The organism is Runella limosa DSM 17973, assembly GCF_000482465.1.
Lineage (GTDB): Bacteria > Bacteroidota > Bacteroidia > Cytophagales > Spirosomataceae > Runella > Runella limosa.
In genome coordinates this window covers 1-21,961 of sequence record NZ_AXVJ01000042.1, presented here as the reverse complement: position 1 = coordinate 21,961, position 21,961 = coordinate 1, and the positions used below count along the sequence as shown (strand labels likewise).

The following is a 21,961-nucleotide window of genomic DNA, read 5'->3' as shown; positions in this document are numbered from 1 at the left end:
CGGAAAAAATGTTAACAACATTGTGGATAACTGTTTTCATTCACACAATTTAGTGGATAACCCGGGGATAAGGGTGTCGATAACCTTTTTGAATTGTGGAGAATTATTTGTCCACATCCACTGTGTGGGAATCTACACAGGTTTTGCACATCATTTCAAGGTGTTTTTCACACTGAATTTTGTGGACAAATAATCATCCACATCGTTGATAAGACTATCCACAATCCACGACAAAATGTGAACAATTGTTTATTTGCTTGAAAAACAGTAATTTCAGTTGTGGAAAAAAATAAAAACAAGTGGATAACCTTATATTTTATTCACAATAGCGTTTTAGAATAAAGTGGAAAACTTGTGAATAGTTTTGTTTTCCACTTATCCCCGGCCTTAATTAACTTTAATAGTTTTAAAAATTAATATTTATTGTTTTTATAATGGGAAAAGAAAAAGTGTGTATAACCCCAAATCGGGTGTGGATACTACTCGTGGGGCTAGGCTTGTTGTTAATGACCAGTGTGGCTTATGCCCAAAGCGATGCTGACTTAGCGGATGCCTATTTTCAAAAAGGAGAGTGTGATAAAGTCGTGGCGCTTTATCAAAAAATATTACGCAAAGACTTCAACAAGATTTATCTGAGAAGGTATGTCAGCTGTTCTATTAAATTGAAGGATTTTGAAGAAGCTGAAAAGTTTTTCAAACGCCAGCAAAAATCGGACGCTCGGTTTGGCTATTTATATACGCTCTATTGGGGAAGAATGCTCGAACAAACGGGACAGATGCCCCAAGCAATGCAGAAATATGACGAAAGCCTAGCACAAGTGCCTTCTAAGGACATCAATGCGTATAAAGAACTCTCTGATGAGTTTCGGGAAATAGACAACACAGAAGCGGCGATAGGGGCTCTACTGAAGGGCCGTGCTGCGGCGGGCAACGAAACTATTTTCAAAATGGAGCTGGCGTCATTGTATGCCCAAACGGGAAAGACCGAACAAATGATTGAAGAATTGCTGAGTCTTGGGCTGGCCATTCAAAACAAAGAAGTGATTCAAAACTATTTGCAGGATTTTCTCAAAGAAGAAAAAGACCAAGCGAAATTTGAGAAGGTATTGTATGAAAAAATCCAGCGGCATCCCAATGAAACTTTCTATGCTGAAATGCTGATTTGGTTTTTTTCCCAGAAAAAACAATTCGGAAAAGCATTCATCCAAGAAAGAGCGCTAGATAGAAGACTCAAATACAACGGAACAAAAGTTTTTGACCTAGGAAACTTGGCGTTGCAAAACAAAGATTACAACGCAGCAATTCAATCATTCGATTATCTGATCAAAGAATACCCACAGGGGCAGTTGTATCCCTATGCACGCCGTATGGTGATTGTGGCCAGAGAAGAACAAGTGAAGAATACGTTTCCGATTGAAAAACCAAGTGTGCGTAAACTGATTGATGATTATCGAAAATTATTATCGGAGTTGGGACAAAACAACCGCACCTTGGAAGCAATGCGCAGCATGGCCAATCTTTACGCGTTTTACATGGATGACAAAGACTCGGCCATTGTGGTACTTCAAGACGCCGTTAAAATTGGACGTGCTGAAAGTGATTTTATCGACAAATGTAAATTAGACTTGGGTGATATTTATTTGTTGAAAAATGAACCTTGGGAATCCACATTGCTGTACTCGCAAGTGGAAAAGTCACAAAAAGAAACCCCACTAGGGTATGAGGCCAAACTTAGAAATGCACGACAATTTTATTATACGGGTGATTTTGAATTATCGAAAGCCTTGCTGGACATCCTGAAAATGGCTACATCGCGAGAGATTGCCAACGACGCTGGCTCATTGAGTCTATTAATTCAAGATAATACGGGTTTAGATACGTCAGAAGACGCGATGAAGGAATATGCGTCGATTGACCTGCTTTTGTATCAGAATCAACCAGAGCTTGCGCTAGGGCGCTTAGACGAGATGTTGAAAAAATACAAAGACCATACACTCGCCGATGAAATTTTGTGGCTTAAAGCAAAAACCTACGCCAAAATGGGGGATAATGTAAAAGCAGTGGAAAACTTACAAGTAATTGTGGATAAGTATGCAATGGACATTCTTGGCGATGATGCACTTTACATGATGGCCGATTTGTACCAAAATCGACTCAAGGACAAAGACAAATCAATGGAATTGTATCAAAAATTGCTTGAAAAGTATCCAGCGAGTATTTACGCGGCTAATGCACGAAAACGATTTAGACAATTGCGGGGGGACAACCTTTAATAATCAACAGTTATCCACAATAATGCGTACAAACGTGAATAAGTTAGGGAAAATAAATAGTTTGTTAATCGTGGTTTTATGGCTGAGTTTGTCGGCTTGCTATACCTCAAAAATATACGTAGTCCGACACGCCGAGCGGCTCGATCAAAGTGCAGATACACCGTTGTCTAGCGCGGGCTTACAACGGGCGCAGGCATTGGCAGATAGCTTAAAAAACAAAAACATTGACCGAATTTTTGGAACAAAATACCAACGAAACCGACAGACGGCACAAGTACTTTGTGATGTTACAGGAAAAAGTTACGAGGTGTATGAACCACATCCGACCGAAGTGATTGTAAAAACTGTAGAAAAAATAGGCAAGCAAAATGTAGTAATTGTAGGCCACAGTGACACGGTATTAGAAATTGTCAGGGGATTTGGCGTAACACCTACAAAAACAAAAATAGAATCGTCGGATTACGATAATTTGTTTGTGATTACGATTAAAAAAAGGGTAGGAGGTAGTCGAAAAACTCTGGAAGAAAAAACATACGGGGCACAGACGTTGCCATAACGTCCCCGAATCCGTCCACCGTAGAAAAACAAAAAAGTGCAACAGATTGATGACCAACTTGTTGCACTTTTATTTTGTAGCGGGAACAGGACTCGAACCTGTGACCTCCGGGTTATGAGCCCGACGAGCTACCAACTGCTCTATCCCGCGATATAATGGGACTGCAAAGGTAAGAGCTATTTTCAAAAAAACAACTATCTTTGCAAAAAAAATATTTTTTTTATCGACACCTAGCCCCTCTGGCATACGTAGAGGGGCTAGGTGTATTAATACGAAAACAATGATTATTGAAGATAAAGAGGTGTATAACAATCCCAACCATCGGGCAGGGTTTATTAGTATTGTTGGAAAACCTAACGTAGGAAAATCGACGCTAATGAACGTTTTGGTCGGAGAAAAGCTTTCTATTATTACGTCAAAAGCGCAAACAACCCGACACCGTATCATGGGGATTTTGAATGGAGTTCACGAAGAAACCGAATTTCAGTTGGTTTATTCGGATACCCCAGGCATCATAAAACCCCAATACAAACTTCATGAATCAATGATGGAGTTTGTGAAAGGCTCGTTGGAAGATGCTGACATCGTTTTGTTTGTCACTGATATTTTTGAAAAACACGACGAAAGTGAAGTACTAGAACAACTTTCAAGAACGGAAGGCGCCCTAATTTTAGTCATCAATAAGATTGACTTAGCTACGGAAGAACAAGTTCAAGAAAAAATAGCCTATTGGAAAGAAAAGCTATTTACGGCAGCTATCGTGACGCTATCGGCTTTGCAGCAGGAAGGTATTGATAAGCTGTTTACGGCCATCATGGAGTATTTGCCGATACACCCACCGTATTTCCCAAAAGATGAGCTTACCGACAAGCCAGAACGCTTTTTTGCCTCGGAAATCATTCGAGAAAAAGTGTTTTTGAACTACAAAAAAGAAATTCCCTACAGTACGGAGGTAATGATTGAGGAGTTTAAGGAGAAAAAGGAAATCATCGTGATTCGGGCGGTAATTTTGGTGGAACGTGCTAGTCAAAAAGGAATCATCATCGGCGACAAAGGCGCCATGTTAAAAAAGATAGGAACCCAAGCGCGGGAGGATATGGAACAGTTTTTTGGTAAAAAGGTGTTCTTAGAACAATACGTAAAAGTAGAACCCGACTGGCGAAACAAAATTCAACGCTTGAAACAGTTTGGATACGATAACTAAGGGAAAAAGGCTGTAGGCACATCTCAAGCGAATGTGCGAAAGGGGGTATAGTTTGACCCGAGCCTTGATTACCAACATTTTACACTTTTTTCAATGTCAAATATAGTAGCAATAGTAGGACGCCCAAACGTGGGCAAATCAACGCTGTTTAACAGGTTGATTCAACAACGGCAAGCCATCATGGATGACCAAAGTGGGGTGACCCGCGACCGTCATTACGGCAATTCATTTTGGACAGAACAGTATTTTACAGTTATTGATACTGGTGGATACGTAGTGGGTTCGGAAGATGTCTTTGAAGGTGCCATTCGTGAACAAGTTGAAATCGCAATGGACGAAGCCGACGTGATTTTGTTTATGGTTGATAGCATGACAGGGCTAACTGACCTAGACAAAGAGTTTGCAAATGTGGTACGTAAGTCGAAAAAGCCAGTGTATCTGGTTGTTAATAAGGCCGAAACCCGTGACCGTGAAATGGCTGCTGCCGAATTTTACGAACTGGGTCTTGGAGAGCCTTACGCTGTTTCGTCGCAAACAGGTTTTGGAACGGGCGATTTGCTCGACCAAGTGGTGAAAAATTTCAAAAACGCAGGGATTGAAGATCCTGATGCAGGCATTCCTAAAATCTCAATCCTTGGCCGCCCCAATGTAGGAAAATCGTCGTTTTTGAATGTTCTAACGGGCAAAGAGCGAAGTATTGTGACCGACATTGCTGGAACTACCCGTGATGCCATCAACACGCGTTATAAAGCCTACGGTAAAGATTTTATCTTGATTGACACGGCAGGTATTCGTCGCAAATCACGGGTGAAAGAGGCCATTGAGTTTTATTCAACGCTGCGTTCGGTGAAAGCCATGGAAGATTCGGACGTCGTGCTTGTGATGTTAGATGCTTCGCGTGGTTTAGAAGCCCAAGATCTTCATATTATTGGAATGGCACACAAAGCCAAAAAAGGCATTGTGGTGATGGTCAATAAGTGGGATTTGATGGAGAAAGACTCAAAAACAGCAGACAAACTCCGTAAAGAGATGATTGAACGATTGGCGCCGATGGATTACATGCCCATCATTTTTGCGTCAGTTCATGAAAAGCAGCGGATTTTCCAGGTGATGGAAAAGGTGATGGAGGTCTATGAAAACAAAACGAAGAAAATCACGACTTCTAAGTTGAATGAAGTAATGCAAGCGGAGATTGAGCGTTATCCGCCACCAGCACATCGTGGTAAGCACATCAAAATCAAGTACATGATTCAATTGCCAACGCCGTCACCAACCTTTGTTTTCTTCACAAATCACCCGAAATACATCAAAGAATCGTATATCCGATATTTGGAAAATAGAATGCGCGAAAACTTTGATTTTGAGGGAGTTCCGATTACAATATTCTTCCGTGATAAATAAGGTTTAGTCCATGGTCGATAGTCAACAGTTTGTAGGTATAAATGCAATACCATCGACTGTGGACTATCGACCGTTGACTATCAACCAGCAATTACTTCACAATCTTCAGTTCTTTTACCAAATCAGAACCGCCTAATTTTTCGATGCACCAAAGCACGTAGCGGATGTCAACGTTGATACAACGTTTGAATTTTTGGTCGAAGACAATATCTCCCGACATCGCTTCCCAGTTGCCGTCAAAAGCCAAACCTATCAATTCGCCTTTGGCATTGAGCACTGGGCTACCCGAGTTACCACCCGTAATGTCATTGTTGGTAATAAAACCGACACTTACTTCGCCATCTTTATCGGAGTATTGACCAAAGTCTTTGGCTTTATATAAGTCAAGAAACTTCTGTGGTAAATCAAATTCGTCGTCTTTGGGTTTGTACTTTTCAATAACCCCCGAAATTGTCGTGCGGTATTTGTAGTGAACGCCGTCGCGTGGGTCATAGTCTTGCACATTCCCGTAGCTCACACGCAAGGTACTATTGGCATCAGGGTATTGAACCAAAGCGGGATTCATTTCGCCAAGGCCCTTGATGTAAGTTCGTGCTAGGCGCTTATCAACTTCTTGAAAATCAGTACTGTACTTTGCGTATTTTGCAACGTAGTTTCTCTGAAAATCAGAAAAATACTTAAACGCCCAGTCATTGGTCAATTTTTCGTAATTGGGGTTTTCTAAGAACTGAGTAAAACGGCCTTTGTCACTAAAGATGCTCGTGAGGTAAAGCTCTTGGGCAAATTTTTTGAACGACTCCTCAGGAGTTCCTGCCGAAAATTTCGATAAAATCTCCCCAACGATGGCAGGATGTTGGTCTTTTGGAATATCGTTGTAGAAAGCAAGGAGTGTTTGGGCGACAATTTTCTGGTCAGAAGGTAAATTAAACGACTTGAAAAAAGTCTCCCCTGCTGTTTTTAAGCGCTCAGAAGCAGCTTTTGTTGTGGCGGCTTCTTTAAATCTATTGGCACTCATAACCGCTGGAAGAGCGATGTTGACCAAATGAGCCCCAAAAATCCCTTGAGAAAGATAGACGGAGTGAGTCGAATAGGGTTCGTAAGCGACATACGCTTTTTGCCATTCCTCAAAAATGCTTTCGTACTCGGCTTTGCCTTTTGCCCATTCTTTAAATTGGTTTTCAAGGGCTACTTTTTGGTCATACACTTTGAGGTGAACAAGCTGTTCAGTTTGACCAATATAATATTTCCAATAGTTGGCGATGCTCGCGTATTCAGAAGCCAAAGCGAGTTTGGTAGCTACATCTTTGTCCATTTCTTCTTTCCACGCTTCCAGACGAATCCCACGATTTTTGACAATGCCTTGGTTTACTTTATCAATCGCCAATTTGATTCCCATGGATGTTTCGTAGCGGTTGGTACGTCCTGGAAATCCAAAAACCATCGCAAAATCCCCAGGTTTGATACCTTTCAGAGAAATAGGTAAGAATTTTTTGGGACGGTACGGAACGTTGTCTTTGGAGTAATCGGCTCCTTTGTTGTCTTTGTTGGCATAAATACGAAATACCGAGAAATCGCCCGTATGGCGAGGCCAAACCCAGTTATCGGTATCACCCCCGTATTTTCCGATGCTTTGCGGGGGAGTTCCTACCAAACGAATGTCGGAGAACTTTTCAAAAACAAACAGATAATAGGCATTCCCTTTGGCAAACTCGCGTACGGAAGCGTTGTAATTGGTACCTTCGGTAGCTTTTTTGGAAAGTTCATTACCCAATTGGTTGACTTTGGCGGCGCGGGCTTTTTCGTTAAGACCTGCCAATTGAGGGAGAACTTTGTCGGTCACATCCTCCATCCGTACCAATATGTCGATGTAAAGGTCTTTGATGGGGCGTTCTTCATTATTTGTTTTTGCCCAAAAACCGTTGTCGAGAATGTTGTCTTGTGGGGTGGAGTTTGTCGCGATGGCATCGTAGCCGCAGTGGTGATTGGTAAACAAAAGACCTTGGTCAGAGACGATTTCGCCCGTACAGAACCCACCACCCATGCGAACGATGGCATCTTTTAAGCTGGCATTATTGACGTTATAAATCTCTTTTGCGGAGAGTTTAAAGCCTTGTTTTTTCATTTGGGCTTCATTTTTTCCAATCAAAAGCGGAAGCCACATCCCTTCGTCGGAGGGATTCCCAGCCCATGCCAGCGAGCTTGCCAACAAGGCACACAGGGTTGTTTTAAGTTTATTCATGGTTTGCTAAAAACAGAAATGTAATAAAAAGTAACTATTGGTTGAACGTAGATTTTTCTGATTGTCGGAAAGGAAAATACTACTTCTAAAGCAGGATTCCCAGCAAAATGCCACCAAAAACAATCATGTAAGGGGGCGTTTTGGTGAAGTAAAGTAAACAAATTGTGAGCAGAATACTAAAAATACCCGTAGAAGTGGTGGCAGTTGCCATAAACATCCGAATAACCGCCGCAATGGTTAGCCCAACACTGGCGGCATTGAGTCCTTCAAGTGAAGCCCTTACACCTCGGTATTTTTTTAATTCGTTCCAAAAACGATACACAAAGAAAATTAAAAACGTACCTGGGAGAAAAATACCAAAACTTGCAGCCGTACTGCCAATGAGTTGCCCAAAAACGCCATCGTTACGCATGGAAAGCGCGCCAATGTAAGACGCAATCGAGAAAACGGGTCCAGGGACAATCTGAGCCAAGGCCATACCCGTCAAAAACTCTTGCTCTGAGAGCCATTGTTTAAACTCAACAAACTCGGTGTAAAGCATGGGGTTAAGTACCTGCCCGCCGCCAAATACCAAACTACCATTTCGGTAAAAGTTTTCAAACAAACGAATCGGGAGCCAGTTGGTGATTTTCCCAAGAATGGCCGCCGTGATGAGCACGCCAAGCCAAAGAAAGAAGTTTGCCCATTCGATGCGAATAGGCGTTTTGTCTAATTTTTGGAGTCGTTGGTATTGAAAAGATGTGATGACACCGCCTAAAATCACGACAATGGGTGTCATGTAGGGCGAGGGAAAAATGTACGATACGAGCGCAGAAATCCCCAATATGGCCCAATGTAGCTGATTATGGATGACTTTTGCCCCAATCGAATAGCCGCCATACGCTAGAAAACCAATGGCCATTGGCTCTACAAAACGCATGAACGACAATGAAATGTGGTGCTGCTGGAGGTAAGAAATACCCAACGCTGCCAACGTCATGACGATAACCGCAGGCAACGACCAAACCAAAACGGTAAGATAGGCAAGGGTAGGACCTCCGATTTTAAAGCCCAATGCCGTGATGGTTTGGGTAGAAGTAGGGCCAGGAAGTACTTGGCAAAGTGCTTGTAATTCAAGAAGTTCGGCTTCGGTAATGTAGCGTCTTTTTTGAACAAAACGCTCCAAAAACATCACCAAATGCACTTGTGGGCCTCCAAAACACGTCAACGCAAGAACAAGAACATCTTTGAGAAAGATGAGGTAGCGAATTTGCCTAACGTGTGAGTGTAAAACTGATTCCGACAAGTGATTAGGAGGGCTTAGTCTCCTCACTGCCTTCCGAAAAAGCAGTGAGGAGGCGGGTGATTAGGCTTTTTTCAATCCAAGCTCGATGAGGCGTTCGTTTAGAAATTCCCCTGCGGTCATGTCAACGTACAGTTTAGGATGTTCGGCCGTAACGCAACTGCTCAAACAAGTCAAGTTCATTTCGGCACGTGGGTGCATAAAAAATGGAATTGAGTACCGCGACGTATTCATCTTTTCACGTGGAGGATTGATTACGCGGTGAATCGTTGACTTGAGTTTGTGGTTGGTGAGGCGGTCGAGCATATCGCCTACATTGATGATGATTTGGTCGGGAGAAGGGGTAGCGGCAATCCAAGCCCCGTCGCGACGGAGTACTTCTAATCCTTCGGCACTGGCACCCATCAACAACGTAATAAGGTTGATGTCGCCGTGGGCAGCAGCCCGAACAGCTCCTTCTGGTACGGTCTCGGGGTCGAGTGGAAAATAATGCAAAGCGCGCAGAATACTATCTCCGTTACGCACTTTGTCTTCAAAATAATCTTCGTCCAAATCAAGATACAGGGCAATGGCGCGAAGAAGGGTTTTACCCGTATTTTCAAATGTGTTGAAAACCAGTGTTGTGTATTCTTCAAAATTGGGTACTTCTTCGGGGAAAACATTGGACGGCATTTCGCCTTCGGGAGTAGGTTGTCCTACGTGGTAAAACTCCTTTAAATCAGCTACTTTAAACCCTTTCGCTTTTTCACGTCCTTTGCTGACGTAGCCACGCTGACCGTTGAGTTCAAGAAACTCGTATTTGTATTTTACTTCGTCTGGTTGTTTAAAAAATGCCTGAACTGTTTCATAAAGTTTCACCCGAATGTCTTCCGTCAGGCCGTGGTTAGAAATGGCTACAAAGCCAATATTATTAAAAGCAGATCCTAAATCTTGGACAAATTTGGCTTTGCGCTCAGGATTGCCCGATGTAAAATCGGATAAGTCTAAAGACGGGATTTCGTCTAAAAGAGCAATTTCTGACATGATAGTTGATGATTTGGAATAAAAGAAAATATCCGCTACTGGTCAAATAGCGGATATCCCAACAATTTGGGATTCATTTCTACAAAGTTTGAAAAAACAATCGGTTTATTCAAACATCAAATAAATAGTAACGGTATGAGACGTCAGGCGACGAATACCATTGCTCGCTGTATTGAGGTCGTTGCTACGGAATAAGTTAAGAATCCCGTGCGAAAATCGAATTTCAGGAGAAAATTTTGTGTAGGCCAAGAATTGCTCAAGTCCAAAACCGTAGTCCACTGTTAAATCCGAACCACGGGTGTTTAAAAAATCCGAACCTTGGCGAAGACGCTTCCGAACGTTGGTTTCAAAGCCAAACGTCATACCCCCAAGCATGTACATGCGGGTGTTCATTCGACGTTGGGATTTGTATTTGAACAAGACAGGAATTTCAATCCAAGTAGCTTCACGCAGCTCATTTCGCGTACTTCCCTTGGCATATTCGTATTGAACACGGCGGTCGTAGAGTGATACCGAGGGCGTCGTACGAATATCCCAACTGTCATTGAGATAGCCATTTACCACAAATCCCATGCGAAAACCTGCGGTAGCAGGCGCCGTAATGCGATTGAGGGTATCTTGGGTCAAAAACGTATTGCTATGCACGATTCCAAAACGGGTGACGGGCAGGGCAAACAAAAAGCCGTAATGTACGGGCTTGTCGTCGTAGTGTTCTAAATGTTTACGGTAATAGCTTGACGTTTGGGCGTTTGCCGAAAACAAGATTGCTTGCCCAAGGAGCAACGCGCCAACAATTACTTTTTGCCAACGTAAATGGAGCAAATTCCGAAAGTGAGTGGTATGCATTTCGTGTTTTTAAAGCCTGCCTGTTCGTAAACTTTCAAAAAGTCGTTTCCATCAGGAAACGCCTGTACCGATTCGGGCAAATAGGTGTAGGCCGAGGCATCTTTGGAAACCATTCGTCCGATAACTGGTAAAATGTAACGAAAGTAAAAGTTGTATAATTGTTTGAAAGGGAAAGTTTTCGGTTTTGAAAACTCCAAAACAACGCAAGTTCCGCCTGGTTTGGTCACACGGCACATTTCGGTGAGGCCCGCTAATAGGTTTTCAAAGTTACGAACTCCGAAAGAAGCAATGACCGCATCAAACGAATTGGTTTCGAGCATGAGGTTGGTCGAGTCGCCACTGCGAAGCTCAATCACGTTTTCCTTGCCCATTTTTTTGATTTTCTCACGACCCACAGCCAACATCCCCTCCGAAATATCGACCCCAATGATTTTGGTTGGATTGAGCTTGAGGGCCTCAATGGCAAAGTCGCCCGTGCCCGTGGCAATGTCCAAAATCGTTTGAGGTTTTTCGGGTTGAAGAAGTTTAATGGCACGTTTGCGCCAGTAAAAATCAATTCCTGCACTCAGGAAGTGGTTTAAAAAATCATACTTTGCCGATACGTTGTCAAACATTTCAGCAATTTGCTCACGCTTAGAGGCGTCTTTATCTTTATAGGGAACTACAGCCATATCAATATCAATAAAAAGTTCACAAAGGTACGAACGACATTTGTGAAACGCTTTGTAGGACTAAAGAGTTTTGTGTAAAATTGTTCACCGTATCGAAATACTTAGCTAGCATGATAGAAAAAATCGAAGAAATTCGGGATTATTTGTACAAATACCTCGAAGCCCGCCTGGATTTATTTAAAACCGAAGCCCAAGAGCAGATTGAAAACATTGTTATTCAAATCATCTATTTGGTGGTTTTGTTATTGCTAGTTTCGCTAACGGGCATTTTTGTTTTTATAATGTTGGCTGTTTTACTCAACGAATGGCTCGATAGCCGCTATTGGGGTTTTGCCATTGTGTTTGGACTCCTTTTTATAAAAACGATTGTTTGGATTCGGGCAGGAGGTTGGGTCAACAACATTGTTCGTCGGCTTTTATACCATATTTTTAAGAAGAACTAAGCTGGTTTTATTTTGATCACCCGAGCAGGATTTCCGCGTACAATGGCGTTGTCAGGAATGTTTTTGGTAATGACACTTCCCGCGGCAATCATACAGTTTTTTCCAATGGTTAAGTTAGGAGCGATGACCGTACCAGCGCCAATCAACGTCGCTTCACCTACCCGAACGTTGCCGCACAAGGTGGCTTTGGGTGCAATGTGTACAAAGTCGCCAATAACACAGTCGTGGTCGATAGAGGCAGAGGTGTTGACAATCACGTGCTTACCAATGACAGCGTCGGCTTGAATCACCGTGTTGTGAAAAATAACAGTCCCTTCATTCCATACCACCGATTCGTCGATGATAGCCGTCGGATGGGCTATCTTTCCGAAATTGTGTTGGATGGTTGAAGCTACTTTTTTTCGTATGGCATTGTAGCCTATAGAAATAATGAGGGGAAGAGAAGGCGACTGCTGGGCACTATACTTTCCAACGACAGGAATTTCCCAAAGTTCGTTTTTCGATAAATCATCATCAAAAATGGCGTTGATTTCTACATTTTGGGCCCGCAAACAACTGATGATTACCTTGGCATGACCACTTGCACCGTATAAAAGCATAGTCGTTGGAGTTAGTTGTTTCCCGTAAATTTTTCCATGGTCGTTGTTTGCGAAGCATTTATTCCTTCCGATTGAACCACTTTCATGGCCGTTAGCCATAAAATCTTCAGGTCAAGAAAGAAGGAAATATTTTCTACGTACCAAACATCATACTCAAATTTTTGCTGCCACGAAATCGCGTTGCGCCCGTTGACTTGCGCCCAGCCCGTAATGCCAGGTTTGACCTCATGTCGGCGCCGTTGACGGGTATTGTACAGCGGTAAGTATTCCACCAGTAACGGACGAGGACCCACCAGCGACATATCGCCCTTCAATACATTGATAAGCTGAGGCAGTTCATCTAGCGACGTTTTTCGTACCCATTTCCCTACCGCTGTCAGGCGCTCGTGGTCGGGCAACAGTTCGCCCTGTTTGTTTTTGCGGTCGTTCATGGTTTTGAACTTCCAAATCCTGAAAATTTGCCCACGAAGACCAGGCCGCAGTTGAAAAAAGAAAGGTTTTCCGTCGTTATAAAAGTATAACAATCCGCTTACTAACAGTGTAATAGGCAAAGTAAGGAGCAGTAAAATACCAGCAATGGTTTTATCAATCAGCGGTTTGAAAAATTGTGGGTACATGCGGCAAAGTTACTGATTCGTTAGCGGCTACCAAACGCCGATAAAGCATAAGTTTTGCGTGCCATACGTCTTCAGGAACAAACCGTTTACGCACGCGGAGCTGGGCGGCTTGCCCATGTTGGTGGATGAGCTGTGGGTTTTGGAGGTAAGCAATCATTTTCGCTGCAAGGTCTTGAGCGGAGTGGGGCGCGCAAAATGTGCCCGTATGGTTATCGTCAATGGCATCTTTCAAGCCCGTGACGTTGCTCACTACTGCGGGTTTGCCCATGGCAGCAGCTTCTAGGACAACATTCCCAAGTCCTTCGCGGTAACTGGGCAATACCAAAAAATCAATCAGTGCATACACCGAATTAATGTCAGATTGGTGGTTTAGGCATACAATAGAAGAATCACTTTTTAATTGTGAAAGCAGCCGCTGGGAAATAGGCTGTCGGTCATCACAGTCACCCACCATCACAAGTTTAGCGGCAGGAGTCACTTGTTTTACCCATTGCCAGGCGTCGTACAATTCTTGAATACCTTTGTCGGGTGTGAGCCTTCCTACAAATCCGACGATGGGCTGATCAGGATTAAGATTCCACTTTTTTCGTAAATTTTCTACTTTTTGGACGTCGATAAAAGCAGGGTTAAATTTCTGTTTGGCATCTATGCCATTGCAGCTGCCGTGGTGCATAACCGAAACTTTCTGCGCAGAAACCAACCGTTTTTGGATGGCACTTTGCCGCAGTGAAGGACTTACCGCGATGACGTGGGTAGCTAACGCACACGTCATTTTTTCTATTCCCCAATAAAGTATTTTCCAAGGCAAGCTGGCCGTTTCGAGTGGAAGCCCGTGCATTTCATACACGCGAACAGGTACACGGGCGAACGCCGCAGCCATCATGCTCAGAAAGGAAGCCTTGGGGGTGTTGCCGTGAACCAAGGTAGGACGATGCTTACGGAAATAAGCGTAGAGCATTTTTACATTTGAGAGCGAATTGAGAATGTCTTTGTTGCGGGTAAAAGGAATGGCAAAAGTAGTGAGACGATTCTTTTGACCAAACTCCTTCAAAAGCCCATCATGTTCTGAGGAAAGAACGTGCAGATTATACTGGTTTATATTCCAAAACGATGATTGGTTTTCTAAGAAACAAAGCGAAATGGGCACTGTAAATGTCTGTATTACCTTCATAATGAGTCACTTTTTAAAACCTTGGTGACTTTAAAATAGGTAATTAATGCAAGAGGTTTCGCAAAAAATCTAGAAAAATTTTAACAAAAAATACAGATATACCTAAGAATAATTCAACAAAATGCCGTTTTTTTAGATAATATTTTACCAAAACGATTAACCAACTCAAGCGAGTTTGAAAATTTTGGTAGAAAATATTTTTAAAGGTATATTCTAGCAAAGGAGTTGAAAGATTTGAGTACGTGCTCGAAGAAGATGCTCTCAGGAGAAGTTCTTGGTCTTCATTTCGGGTAAAATCTTGATAAGGCCATTTTTTAAACCATGCGGTATGTCCACACCAAGTAGGATGAGCGATTGAAATTGTTTTGAGCCAAGGTTTAGAAACTATACCCGAATGTGAAGTAGAAAATATACGCTTTCCAATTATTTCGCCAGTGGGGCTAACTAAGTAAATGGCGGTGCCTACGAGGTCAATTTCGGGGTGCTTTTCCAAAAAATGAACTTGTTGTTCTAATCGCTCGGGCAACGAAAAATCGTCGGCGTCCATTCGTGCAATGTATGGCGTATCGGCGAGCTCCACCCCTTGATTAAGTCGCTCGACGATGCCTTTGTGAAGTCCATCACTGATTACTGTAATCCGAGAATCTTGAAATGAATGAGCAATTTCCAAGGTAGCGTCGGTTGAGCCATCATCAATCACTAACAATTTCCAATGCGGATGGGTCTGGTGTAGAATCGACTCTACTGCCCTTGCGAGGGTAGTTTCACCGTTAAAAACAGGCAAGATGATAGTTACTTGAGTTACGGACATAACTACTATATTTCTCGCCGTTTTTCTAAAAAAGCAGTAAAAATACGCCGTACTAAATCTACGTTTCGACCTAACTCTCCTAGTTCAGGATACACCTTTGCGTATGCTTTTGGTGAATGAAACTTGTATTTTCTGAAAAAATCTTTTCCCATCACCTCAAAATAATACGTAGTTCCGTCTAGTAACATGGTCAATTTTGGAGGTTTATTCGAAATTACTTGTACTTCGCCATCTTGTATCTCAATCCGAGTCGTTTGTTTAAAAGAACGATAGACATTGTATAACGAATCCGTAATAATGGATTGGTCGCGGCTTGATAAGACAGCGTTGGCAATCAGTTCATTAAAAAAAGTGGTTTCTTTTAAACTTACTTTAAAATCAACCGTAGAACGCAGAAATCCCTCTTTGGTGTGAAAAAGAGTGCGTTTTTCAAGGAATAGTTTTTTTCGTTTCTGGGTAATGATGTACAATTCTTCGGCTTCCCCAATGGCCAGTGAAAGGTTAACCCAGAACCTTACTTGGTAGGAGTTTCGTGGTAATCTAGGCTTGTTCAAACGTAATTGCTTGGTAAGTCCTTCGAAATAAGGCAAAAACTCCTGCCCAATGACTTGGTTTGACAGTAAAAGGAGCAAAAAAATAACTCGACGTAGATTTTTCATGATGTTTATAATGAGAAATCTACGTCTGAATCACGCCTACATTGAATGGCTTCTGAATGGGTGCATGGTTGGCTGCTTCGATACCCGCCGAAATAATTCGCCGCGTGTCTAAGGGATGAACAATACCGTCGGTCCATAAATGTGCAGCTGCATAATACGGCGAAAGCTGTTCGTTGTAGCGGTTGGTGATGTCGGATAAAAGCTCTTTTTCAACTTCGGGGTCAATCGTCTGACCTTTAGCTTTAAGCGTAGCCACTTGGATTTGGAGCAACGTTTTGGCCGCCGAAGCCCCACTCATGACGGCCAATTGGGCCGTTGGCCACGCATAAATTAGACGTGGGTCGTAGGCTTTGCCGCACATGGCATAATTGCCCGCGCCGTAAGAATTTCCGATAATAAACGTGAATTTGGGCACCACCGAGTTGGCTACGGCATTCACCATCTTAGCGCCGTCTTTGATAATCCCTCCTTGCTCCGAACGACTGCCTACCATGAAACCCGTCACATCGTGCAGAAACACCAGCGGAATCTTCTTTTGGTTGCAATTCATGATAAAACGGGCAGCTTTGTCGGCCGAGTCGGAGTAAATCACGCCGCCCATTTGCATTTCGTTACCGCTTCCACTTCCTTTTTTTGCTTTGACCATTTTGCGCTGATTGGCGACAATCCCGACCGACCAGCCGTCAATCCGAGCATAACCGCAAAGCAAGGTTTGGCCGTACAATTGTTTATATTCTTCAAACTCAGAATTATCCACAATTCGCTCAATGATTTCCCGCATATCGTAGGGTTTGTTGCGGTCGGCGGGGAGCAAATCAAAAATTTCGTCGGGGTTTTTCTTCGGAGTGGCGGGAGCAATGCGGTCAAAACCAGCTTCTGGCGAGTGTCCAAGTCGGTCAAAAATTCGTTTGATAGCGTCCAAACACGAAGGGTCGTCAGGATATTTATTGTCGGTAACGCCCGAAATTTCACAGTGCGTGGAGGCACCTCCCAAGGTTTCGGCATCTACGTCTTCACCGATGGAGGCTTTGACCAAATAAGGCCCCGCCAAAAATATCGAACCCGTCCCTTCCACAATCAGCGCTTCGTCCGACATGATAGGCAAGTAAGCCCCACCCGCCACACAACTCCCCATAATGGCTGCTACTTGGAGCAAACCCATGGAAGACATCACGGCGTTGTTCCTAAAAATACGTCCAAAGTGCTCTTTATCAGCAAATACATCTGCCTGAAGGGGTAGGTAAATCCCCGCACTATCGACGAGGTAAATAATAGGAAGTTGGTTTTCGATGGCAATCTCTTGCGCTCGTAAGTTCTTTTTGGCCGTAATCGGAAACCAAGCGCCTGCCTTCACGGTGGCATCGTTGGCCACAATCACGCATTGCCGCCCCGATACTTTCCCGATACCAATCACCACCCCGCCCGATGGACAACCACCTTCCTCGGGATACATACCTTCGCCCACAAAAGCCCCCACTTCCACAAAATCGTTGGGAACATCTACTAAATAGTCGATGCGCTCGCGGGCGGTCAGTTTTCCCTTGGCTTTGTGTTTTTCGATGTTTTTAAGTCCACCGCCTAATTTTACTTTTTCGTAACGACGGTTCAATTCGTCTAAAAGCTGTTGATGAAATTCACGGTTAGTCATATTGACCTGATTTAGGGAATGAATGATGTCACAAAATGCACCTTTTTAGGGAAGTTTCCCCAATAAATTTAGTAAAAGGTGCGCTGAATTGTAAGATGCTACCTGTTTAAAATTTTCGATGCTGTCGCGCGCTTTGCTGTCGGCTTTGTCGCTCATGCTTCTGATAACCAAACAAGGCACTTTTTGTTGCCAGCAAATTTGAGCCACGGCCGCTCCCTCCATTTCGGTGGCATCCGCCCCAAATTTTCGACGAAGTTCGTTGGCCTTGTTTTCAGAAGTAACGAGCAAATCGCCCGTGACAATGGTTCCTGTCAAAATTTTTGGTGAACGATGATTCGTGCCCAATGTTTGAAAATCGGTGCGCTTGGCTGCTTCTTGAGCAGTTGTTAATAAAATAGAGTCAGCCAAAAAATACAATGGATTGAGTTGTTTCGTCATCGGGTTGCGGGTACTTCGGGTGAATGTACTGTCGTTGGTCGCTTGGCCATAATCGTATTGGAGCGTTTGTTTGCCAATCACAATATCTCCTGCCTCCAAATCGGGGTGTAAACCTCCCGCAATTCCCGTAAAAATCAACTGTTTAGGACGAAATTCGTTGAGGAGAAAAGCCACAGCCATGGAGGCATTTACTTTTCCAATCCCGGTTTTGAGGATAACGACCTTTTGTTTCCCAATTTTCCCCGTATAAAAAGGAATGCCATGAATAATTTTTGTCTTGGAATGTTGTAATGAACGTTGCAGTAACTCGATTTCTTCGTCCATTGCTCCTACGAGTGCGATGGTCGAGGTAGGCGAGTAAACTTGAGAAAAAAGCAGGGGAATATTGCCCAATAGAAAGATAAATAGTAGTTTCCAGCGCAAAAAATACATAAAAAAGATAGTTGAAGATGGGAATAAATGCTTATTTGATGCAAAATTGCAGAAAAACCTATCGCTGATTCCGCTATTTTTGTAATTCCTTGTAATAACCCACTCTAATACACAATGAAAGATACTGCCGAAAGAAAGCGTATTCATGCGCGTGCCGACAACAAAGGCTGGAAAAAATGGGGGCCTTACTTGGCTGAACGCCAATGGGGAACTGTTCGCGAAGATTATAGTTACTGGGGCGATTCGTGGGGATTCATCTCACACGAACTTTCTCGTTCGTACGCGTATCGTTGGGGTGAAGATGGTATCGGTGGTATTTCGGACAATAAAGGCCATGTCTGTTTGGCTTTTTCGTTTTGGAATCACCATGACCCCATCATCAAAGAACGTTTGTTTGGCCTAACAGGACCCGAAGGAAACCACGGGGAAGATGTGAAGGAACTGTACTATTATCTCGATAGTACACCTACGCACTCGTACATGAAATTGCTTTATAAATACCCGCAGCAAGCATTTCCTTATGCCAAACTATCGGAAGAAAACCGCAAACGAAATCGCCTTCAACCCGAGTATGAAATCTTGGATACGGGTGTTTTTAATGATAATCGCTACTTTGATATATATATAGAGTACGCCAAAGCCGATGAAAACGACTTGTTGGTAAAAATTACGGCACATAACCGCTATACCAAAGAAGCGCCATTGACTATATTGCCTACACTCTGGTTTCGCAACACATGGTCGTGGGGATACGAGCAGTTTAATTACAAGCCTATCCTGAATGGTATTGCCAATCGCCAGATTGACTTAAACCACCGCTTACTAGGGAAGTATAAGTTCTATTTGGACGGGGCTGATGAGTTGATTTTCTGTGAAAACGAAACCAACACAGAAAAGATGTTTGGAAAACCCAATACCATCCCTTACACCAAAGATGGTATCAATAATTATATTGTTACGGGGAAAAAGCAGTACATCAATCGAAATCAAATTGGTTCGAAAGCGGCGGGGCATTATAAAAAAATAGTACCCGCTGGCGGAAGCGTAGAAATTCGCCTTCGCTTTTCAAATCAAACCCACTTGACGAACGCGTTTGAGGATTTCGACGAAATTTTTGAACAACGCAAAGCCGAAGCCGACGAGTTTTACGACGACTTGCAAAAAAATGTTACTGACCCTGAACTTCGTACTGTGCAGCGTCAAGCCTTTGCGGGAATGTTGTGGAACAAACAGTTCTTTTATTATAATGTAAACGAATGGCTCAAAGGTGATCCTAAGATGCCGTTCGAGTTCAAAGGAAGAGCCTATCCGCGTAACCTTACGTGGAAACACATGTACACGGCCAATATCTTGTCGATGCCCGACAAATGGGAATATCCTTGGTTTGCAGCTTGGGACTTGGCATTTCATACCGTTACCTTGGCTCGACTTGATCCTTATTTTGCCAAACGACAACTAGCGGTAGTCCTTCGGGAGTATTACATGCACCCCAATGGTCAGTTGCCTGCTTACGAATGGAACTTCTCGGACGTAAACCCGCCCGTACACGCGTGGGCGACTTGGAAAGTTTATGAAATTGACCGCGAAATGAACGGACAAGGAGATGTGGCCTTCCTAGAACGGGTTTTTCACAAACTATTGCTCAACTTCACGTGGTGGGTCAACCGTAAAGATGCCGAAGGAAACAACGTTTTCTCAGGCGGTTTCTTAGGGCTTGATAACATTGGGGTATTTGATAGAAGTGCCGAACTACCAACGGGTGGGTATTTGGAACAAGCCGATGGAACTGGCTGGATGGCCATGTACACGCTGAATATGCTTCGAATCGCCTGCGAAATTTCGTTGGTTCGACCTGCCTACCAAGATATGGCGTCGAAGTTTTTTGAACACTTCTTGCACATTGCGGCTGCTATGAAATCGTTGGGAGGTGATAAAATTAGCCTTTGGGACGAAGAAGATCAGTTCTATTATGATGTACTTCATACCCCCGACAAAAAGGGAATGTTGTTAAAAGTACGGTCGATGGTAGGATTGATTCCATTGTTTGCCGTCGAGATTTTGGACGACGATTTGCTCGAAAAACTGCCCGACTTTAAAAGAAGGGTAGAGTGGGTACTTACCAATCGCCCCGATTTGGCGTCGTTGGTGTCTCGTTGGCACGAACCAGGCAAAGGGGAATCACACTTATTGGCTTTGCTTCGCGGTCACCGAATGAAGATGTTGCTCAAACGAATGTTTGACGAAACAGAATTTTTGTCCGACTATGGCATTCGTGCTTTGTCGAAATTCCACGAAAAACATCCGTATGAGTTTTACGTAAATGGGGAAGTACTTCGCGTAAAATATACTCCTGCCGAATCTGAAAGTAGCATTTTCGGTGGAAACTCTAACTGGCGTGGCCCTATTTGGTTCCCGCTTAACTTCCTAATCGTCGATTCACTGTTGAAGTTCTATAACTACTACGGCGACGACTATGAGATTGAATACCCTACCAATTCGGGCAATGTTATGACTGTTCGCGAAGCAGCGATGTGCGTAGCAGAGCGACTGATTAATATTTTCCGTAGAGATGCAAACGGTAACATTCCAGTTTATACTTCATCGAAGTTGTTCCAAGAAGATGAACACTTCAAAGATTTGTACTTATTCTATGAATACTTTAATGGAGATAACGGAGATGGGCTTGGGGCATCCCACCAGATGGGCTGGACGGGGTTAGTCGCTGATTTGATAGAAATTACTTCTGTTCATAAACAGAAAATGAGCGAATTATCAGCTCATTAATTCATTGTTGAACCAATGCTTTGGTCAAGGTGGGGAACAAAATAGGCACAACCGCAGTTTTGTTAACCGTATCATTGACCAAAGCATTTATTATTTATACGTATGTCACTTGTAGAAGATTTCAATAGCTATCGGACTAAAATGAACGACCGCATCATGTCGTCCGATAATCTTATTATTAAGCGTCTCTTCAATTTGGATACAAATTGTTATTCAGAAGGGCAGCTCAATGAAGCAACCAAAGAAATGTTAGGGCTTGCGTGTTCGATGGTACTTCGGTGTGACGATTGTGTAAAATACCATTTAGGGAAATGTAAAGAATTGGGCGTAACCGAACCACAAATTCAAGAAGTGTTTTCAATCGCCACGCTCATCGGTGGCTCAATCGTGATTCCACACCTACGTCGTGCCGTAGAGTATTGGGACGAACTTTCTAAATAGTGCTTATATATATAAAGGATATGATAGAGGTAAACGAACAACTGGAACAGAACTGGGAAAAATTATTGGACACGCTCCAGTCAATGGTAGGTAAAAGACCAGAAGATTTGAACAGCGTGTTATTTTTAATAGGAGTTCAAGAGCTGGGGAAAGGGCCTTTGCACTTTACAAAAGAACAAAAACAGGATTTAATGCACATTGCTACCTGTAAAGTTCTCAGTTTATCGGGCTTTTATACACTCGAAGGACTCGATAAAGATGGTTGGCCGCACTGGAAATTGAACGAAAAACTGCCTCGTATCTCATTAATTAGCCAAGAAAACGTTTTGCGTGAGCACGTTTTGCGTTATTTTGGTGAGGAACTGGGTATTTTTTTGTAGCTATAAGTGAGTGGTTGATAGGTAATTGCGAATTATTTTTAAA

At 43.1% G+C, this 21,961-nt stretch carries 20 protein-coding genes and 1 tRNA gene; 8 read left to right on the top strand and 13 right to left on the bottom strand.

All coding sequences use genetic code 11. The features are described from left to right. The first annotated feature begins 470 nt into the window (after positions 1-470). Complete coding sequence (locus K339_RS0103335; protein ID WP_229598687.1) at positions 471-2,273, top strand: tetratricopeptide repeat protein; 1,803 nt, start codon at positions 471-473, stop codon at positions 2,271-2,273. A gap of 22 nt (positions 2,274-2,295) precedes the next feature. After that, the gene (locus K339_RS0103330) at positions 2,296-2,829 is read left to right on the top strand and encodes a histidine phosphatase family protein (protein ID WP_051397781.1); all 534 of its coding nucleotides are present in this window, start codon (positions 2,296-2,298) and stop codon (positions 2,827-2,829) included. Between the two features lie 77 nt (positions 2,830-2,906). Here K339_RS0103330 and K339_RS0103325 read toward each other — a convergent pair. Then, positions 2,907-2,979, bottom strand: a tRNA-Met gene (locus tag K339_RS0103325). Positions 2,980-3,109: 130 nt separating this feature from the next. Here K339_RS0103325 and era point away from each other — a divergent pair. Together era and der are read left to right on the top strand one after the other, a co-directional pair. Then, entirely contained in the window at positions 3,110-4,033 is a 924-nt protein-coding gene (gene era / locus K339_RS0103320; protein ID WP_037299138.1) for a GTPase Era, read from the top strand. A gap of 93 nt (positions 4,034-4,126) precedes the next feature. Further along, entirely contained in the window at positions 4,127-5,434 is a 1,308-nt protein-coding gene (gene der, locus K339_RS0103315) for a ribosome biogenesis GTPase Der (RefSeq protein WP_028522341.1), read from the top strand. Positions 5,435-5,525: 91 nt separating this feature from the next. Here der and K339_RS0103310 read toward each other — a convergent pair whose 3' ends face one another. The 5 genes from K339_RS0103310 to ubiE all read right to left on the bottom strand — a co-directional run bounded on the left by K339_RS0103310 (position 5,526) and on the right by ubiE (position 11,495). Continuing rightward, a complete protein-coding gene (locus tag K339_RS0103310) occupies positions 5,526-7,673 on the bottom strand; it encodes a S46 family peptidase (protein WP_028522340.1) in 2,148 nt (715 codons plus the stop codon). Between the two features lie 85 nt (positions 7,674-7,758). Continuing rightward, positions 7,759-8,958 (bottom strand): chromate efflux transporter, encoded by a 1,200-nt coding sequence (gene chrA / locus K339_RS0103305; protein ID WP_028522339.1) that lies wholly within the window; start codon positions 8,956-8,958, stop codon positions 7,759-7,761. A 60-nt stretch (positions 8,959-9,018) separates the two neighbouring features. Next, on the bottom strand, positions 9,019-9,978 hold the full coding sequence (locus K339_RS0103300; protein ID WP_028522338.1) for an isopenicillin N synthase family dioxygenase: 960 nt from the start codon (positions 9,976-9,978) through the stop codon (positions 9,019-9,021). Between the two features lie 105 nt (positions 9,979-10,083). Beyond that, positions 10,084-10,824 (bottom strand): type IX secretion/gliding motility protein PorT/SprT, encoded by a 741-nt coding sequence (gene porT / locus K339_RS0103295; RefSeq protein ID WP_028522337.1) that lies wholly within the window; start codon positions 10,822-10,824, stop codon positions 10,084-10,086. Continuing rightward, positions 10,773-11,495: a bifunctional demethylmenaquinone methyltransferase/2-methoxy-6-polyprenyl-1,4-benzoquinol methylase UbiE gene (gene ubiE, locus K339_RS0103290; RefSeq protein ID WP_028522336.1), complete on the bottom strand. Its 723-nt coding sequence runs from the start codon at positions 11,493-11,495 to the stop codon at positions 10,773-10,775. The genes porT and ubiE overlap by 52 nt, the downstream gene beginning before the upstream one ends. A 110-nt stretch (positions 11,496-11,605) precedes the next feature. Between ubiE and K339_RS32455 the strand changes: the two genes are divergently transcribed. Continuing rightward, on the top strand, positions 11,606-11,938 hold the full coding sequence (locus tag K339_RS32455; protein WP_037299135.1) for a phage holin family protein: 333 nt from the start codon (positions 11,606-11,608) through the stop codon (positions 11,936-11,938). Here K339_RS32455 and K339_RS0103280 read toward each other — a convergent pair. Genes K339_RS0103280 through K339_RS0103250 form a run of 7 tightly spaced genes read right to left on the bottom strand, consistent with a single transcriptional unit; the run spans position 11,935 to position 18,313 of the window. Next, entirely contained in the window at positions 11,935-12,537 is a 603-nt protein-coding gene (locus tag K339_RS0103280; RefSeq protein ID WP_028522335.1) for an acetyltransferase, read from the bottom strand. The two genes, K339_RS32455 and K339_RS0103280, sit on opposite strands and share 4 nt — an antisense overlap. Positions 12,538-12,548: 11 nt before the next feature. Beyond that, complete coding sequence (locus tag K339_RS0103275; protein WP_028522334.1) at positions 12,549-13,154, bottom strand: sugar transferase; 606 nt, start codon at positions 13,152-13,154, stop codon at positions 12,549-12,551. Then, on the bottom strand, positions 13,123-14,325 hold the full coding sequence (locus K339_RS0103270) for a glycosyltransferase family 4 protein (protein ID WP_028522333.1): 1,203 nt from the start codon (positions 14,323-14,325) through the stop codon (positions 13,123-13,125). Before K339_RS0103270 ends, K339_RS0103275 begins: the two co-directional genes overlap by 32 nt. Before the next feature lie 43 nt (positions 14,326-14,368). After that, positions 14,369-15,136: a glycosyltransferase family 2 protein gene (locus K339_RS35710; RefSeq protein ID WP_051397779.1), complete on the bottom strand. Its 768-nt coding sequence runs from the start codon at positions 15,134-15,136 to the stop codon at positions 14,369-14,371. 5 nt (positions 15,137-15,141) lie between these two features. Beyond that, positions 15,142-15,795 carry a hypothetical protein gene (locus tag K339_RS0103260; RefSeq protein ID WP_028522332.1) on the bottom strand — a complete coding sequence of 218 codons (654 nt, stop codon included), beginning with the start codon at positions 15,793-15,795 and terminating at the stop codon, positions 15,142-15,144. A 19-nt stretch (positions 15,796-15,814) separates the two neighbouring features. Beyond that, positions 15,815-17,443 carry an acyl-CoA carboxylase subunit beta gene (locus K339_RS0103255; protein WP_028522331.1) on the bottom strand — a complete coding sequence of 543 codons (1,629 nt, stop codon included), beginning with the start codon at positions 17,441-17,443 and terminating at the stop codon, positions 15,815-15,817. Between the two features lie 45 nt (positions 17,444-17,488). Beyond that, positions 17,489-18,313 carry a 5'-methylthioadenosine/adenosylhomocysteine nucleosidase gene (locus K339_RS0103250; RefSeq protein WP_051397778.1) on the bottom strand — a complete coding sequence of 275 codons (825 nt, stop codon included), beginning with the start codon at positions 18,311-18,313 and terminating at the stop codon, positions 17,489-17,491. Between the two features lie 114 nt (positions 18,314-18,427). Here K339_RS0103250 and K339_RS0103245 point away from each other — a divergent pair, with 114 nt between their 5' ends. From K339_RS0103245 to K339_RS0103235, 3 genes are all read left to right on the top strand, one after another. Further along, entirely contained in the window at positions 18,428-21,097 is a 2,670-nt protein-coding gene (locus K339_RS0103245; protein ID WP_028522329.1) for an MGH1-like glycoside hydrolase domain-containing protein, read from the top strand. A 102-nt stretch (positions 21,098-21,199) separates the two neighbouring features. Next, positions 21,200-21,538, top strand: a complete 339-nt coding sequence (locus K339_RS0103240; RefSeq protein WP_028522328.1) for a carboxymuconolactone decarboxylase family protein — start codon at positions 21,200-21,202, stop codon at positions 21,536-21,538. 20 nt (positions 21,539-21,558) lie between these two features. Continuing rightward, entirely contained in the window at positions 21,559-21,918 is a 360-nt protein-coding gene (locus K339_RS0103235) for a hypothetical protein (RefSeq protein ID WP_028522327.1), read from the top strand. Positions 21,919-21,961: the final 43 nt, after the last annotated feature.

Bases quoted from the DNA above. Each gene is read 5' to 3' on its own strand.
- K339_RS0103260 (WP_028522332.1), bottom strand. From the start codon at position 15,795: ATGAAAAATCTACGTCGAGTTATTTTTTTGCTCCTTTTACTGTCAAAC.
- K339_RS0103270 (WP_028522333.1), bottom strand. From the start codon at position 14,325: ATGAAGGTAATACAGACATTTACAGTGCCCATTTCGCTTTGTTTCTTA.
- K339_RS0103310 (WP_028522340.1), bottom strand. From the start codon at position 7,673: ATGAATAAACTTAAAACAACCCTGTGTGCCTTGTTGGCAAGCTCGCTG.
- K339_RS0103330 (WP_051397781.1), top strand. From the start codon at position 2,296: ATGCGTACAAACGTGAATAAGTTAGGGAAAATAAATAGTTTGTTAATC.
- ubiE (WP_028522336.1), bottom strand. From the start codon at position 11,495: ATGGCTGTAGTTCCCTATAAAGATAAAGACGCCTCTAAGCGTGAGCAA.
- K339_RS35710 (WP_051397779.1), bottom strand. From the start codon at position 15,136: ATGTCCGTAACTCAAGTAACTATCATCTTGCCTGTTTTTAACGGTGAA.
- K339_RS0103280 (WP_028522335.1), bottom strand. From the start codon at position 12,537: ATGCTTTTATACGGTGCAAGTGGTCATGCCAAGGTAATCATCAGTTGT.
- K339_RS0103250 (WP_051397778.1), bottom strand. From the start codon at position 18,313: ATGTATTTTTTGCGCTGGAAACTACTATTTATCTTTCTATTGGGCAAT.
- K339_RS32455 (WP_037299135.1), top strand. From the start codon at position 11,606: ATGATAGAAAAAATCGAAGAAATTCGGGATTATTTGTACAAATACCTC.
- K339_RS0103255 (WP_028522331.1), bottom strand. From the start codon at position 17,443: ATGACTAACCGTGAATTTCATCAACAGCTTTTAGACGAATTGAACCGT.
- porT (WP_028522337.1), bottom strand. From the start codon at position 10,824: ATGCATACCACTCACTTTCGGAATTTGCTCCATTTACGTTGGCAAAAA.
- K339_RS0103300 (WP_028522338.1), bottom strand. From the start codon at position 9,978: ATGTCAGAAATTGCTCTTTTAGACGAAATCCCGTCTTTAGACTTATCC.
- der (WP_028522341.1), top strand. From the start codon at position 4,127: ATGTCAAATATAGTAGCAATAGTAGGACGCCCAAACGTGGGCAAATCA.
- K339_RS0103275 (WP_028522334.1), bottom strand. From the start codon at position 13,154: ATGTACCCACAATTTTTCAAACCGCTGATTGATAAAACCATTGCTGGT.
- K339_RS0103240 (WP_028522328.1), top strand. From the start codon at position 21,200: ATGTCACTTGTAGAAGATTTCAATAGCTATCGGACTAAAATGAACGAC.
- K339_RS0103235 (WP_028522327.1), top strand. From the start codon at position 21,559: ATGATAGAGGTAAACGAACAACTGGAACAGAACTGGGAAAAATTATTG.
- era (WP_037299138.1), top strand. From the start codon at position 3,110: ATGATTATTGAAGATAAAGAGGTGTATAACAATCCCAACCATCGGGCA.
- K339_RS0103245 (WP_028522329.1), top strand. From the start codon at position 18,428: ATGAAAGATACTGCCGAAAGAAAGCGTATTCATGCGCGTGCCGACAAC.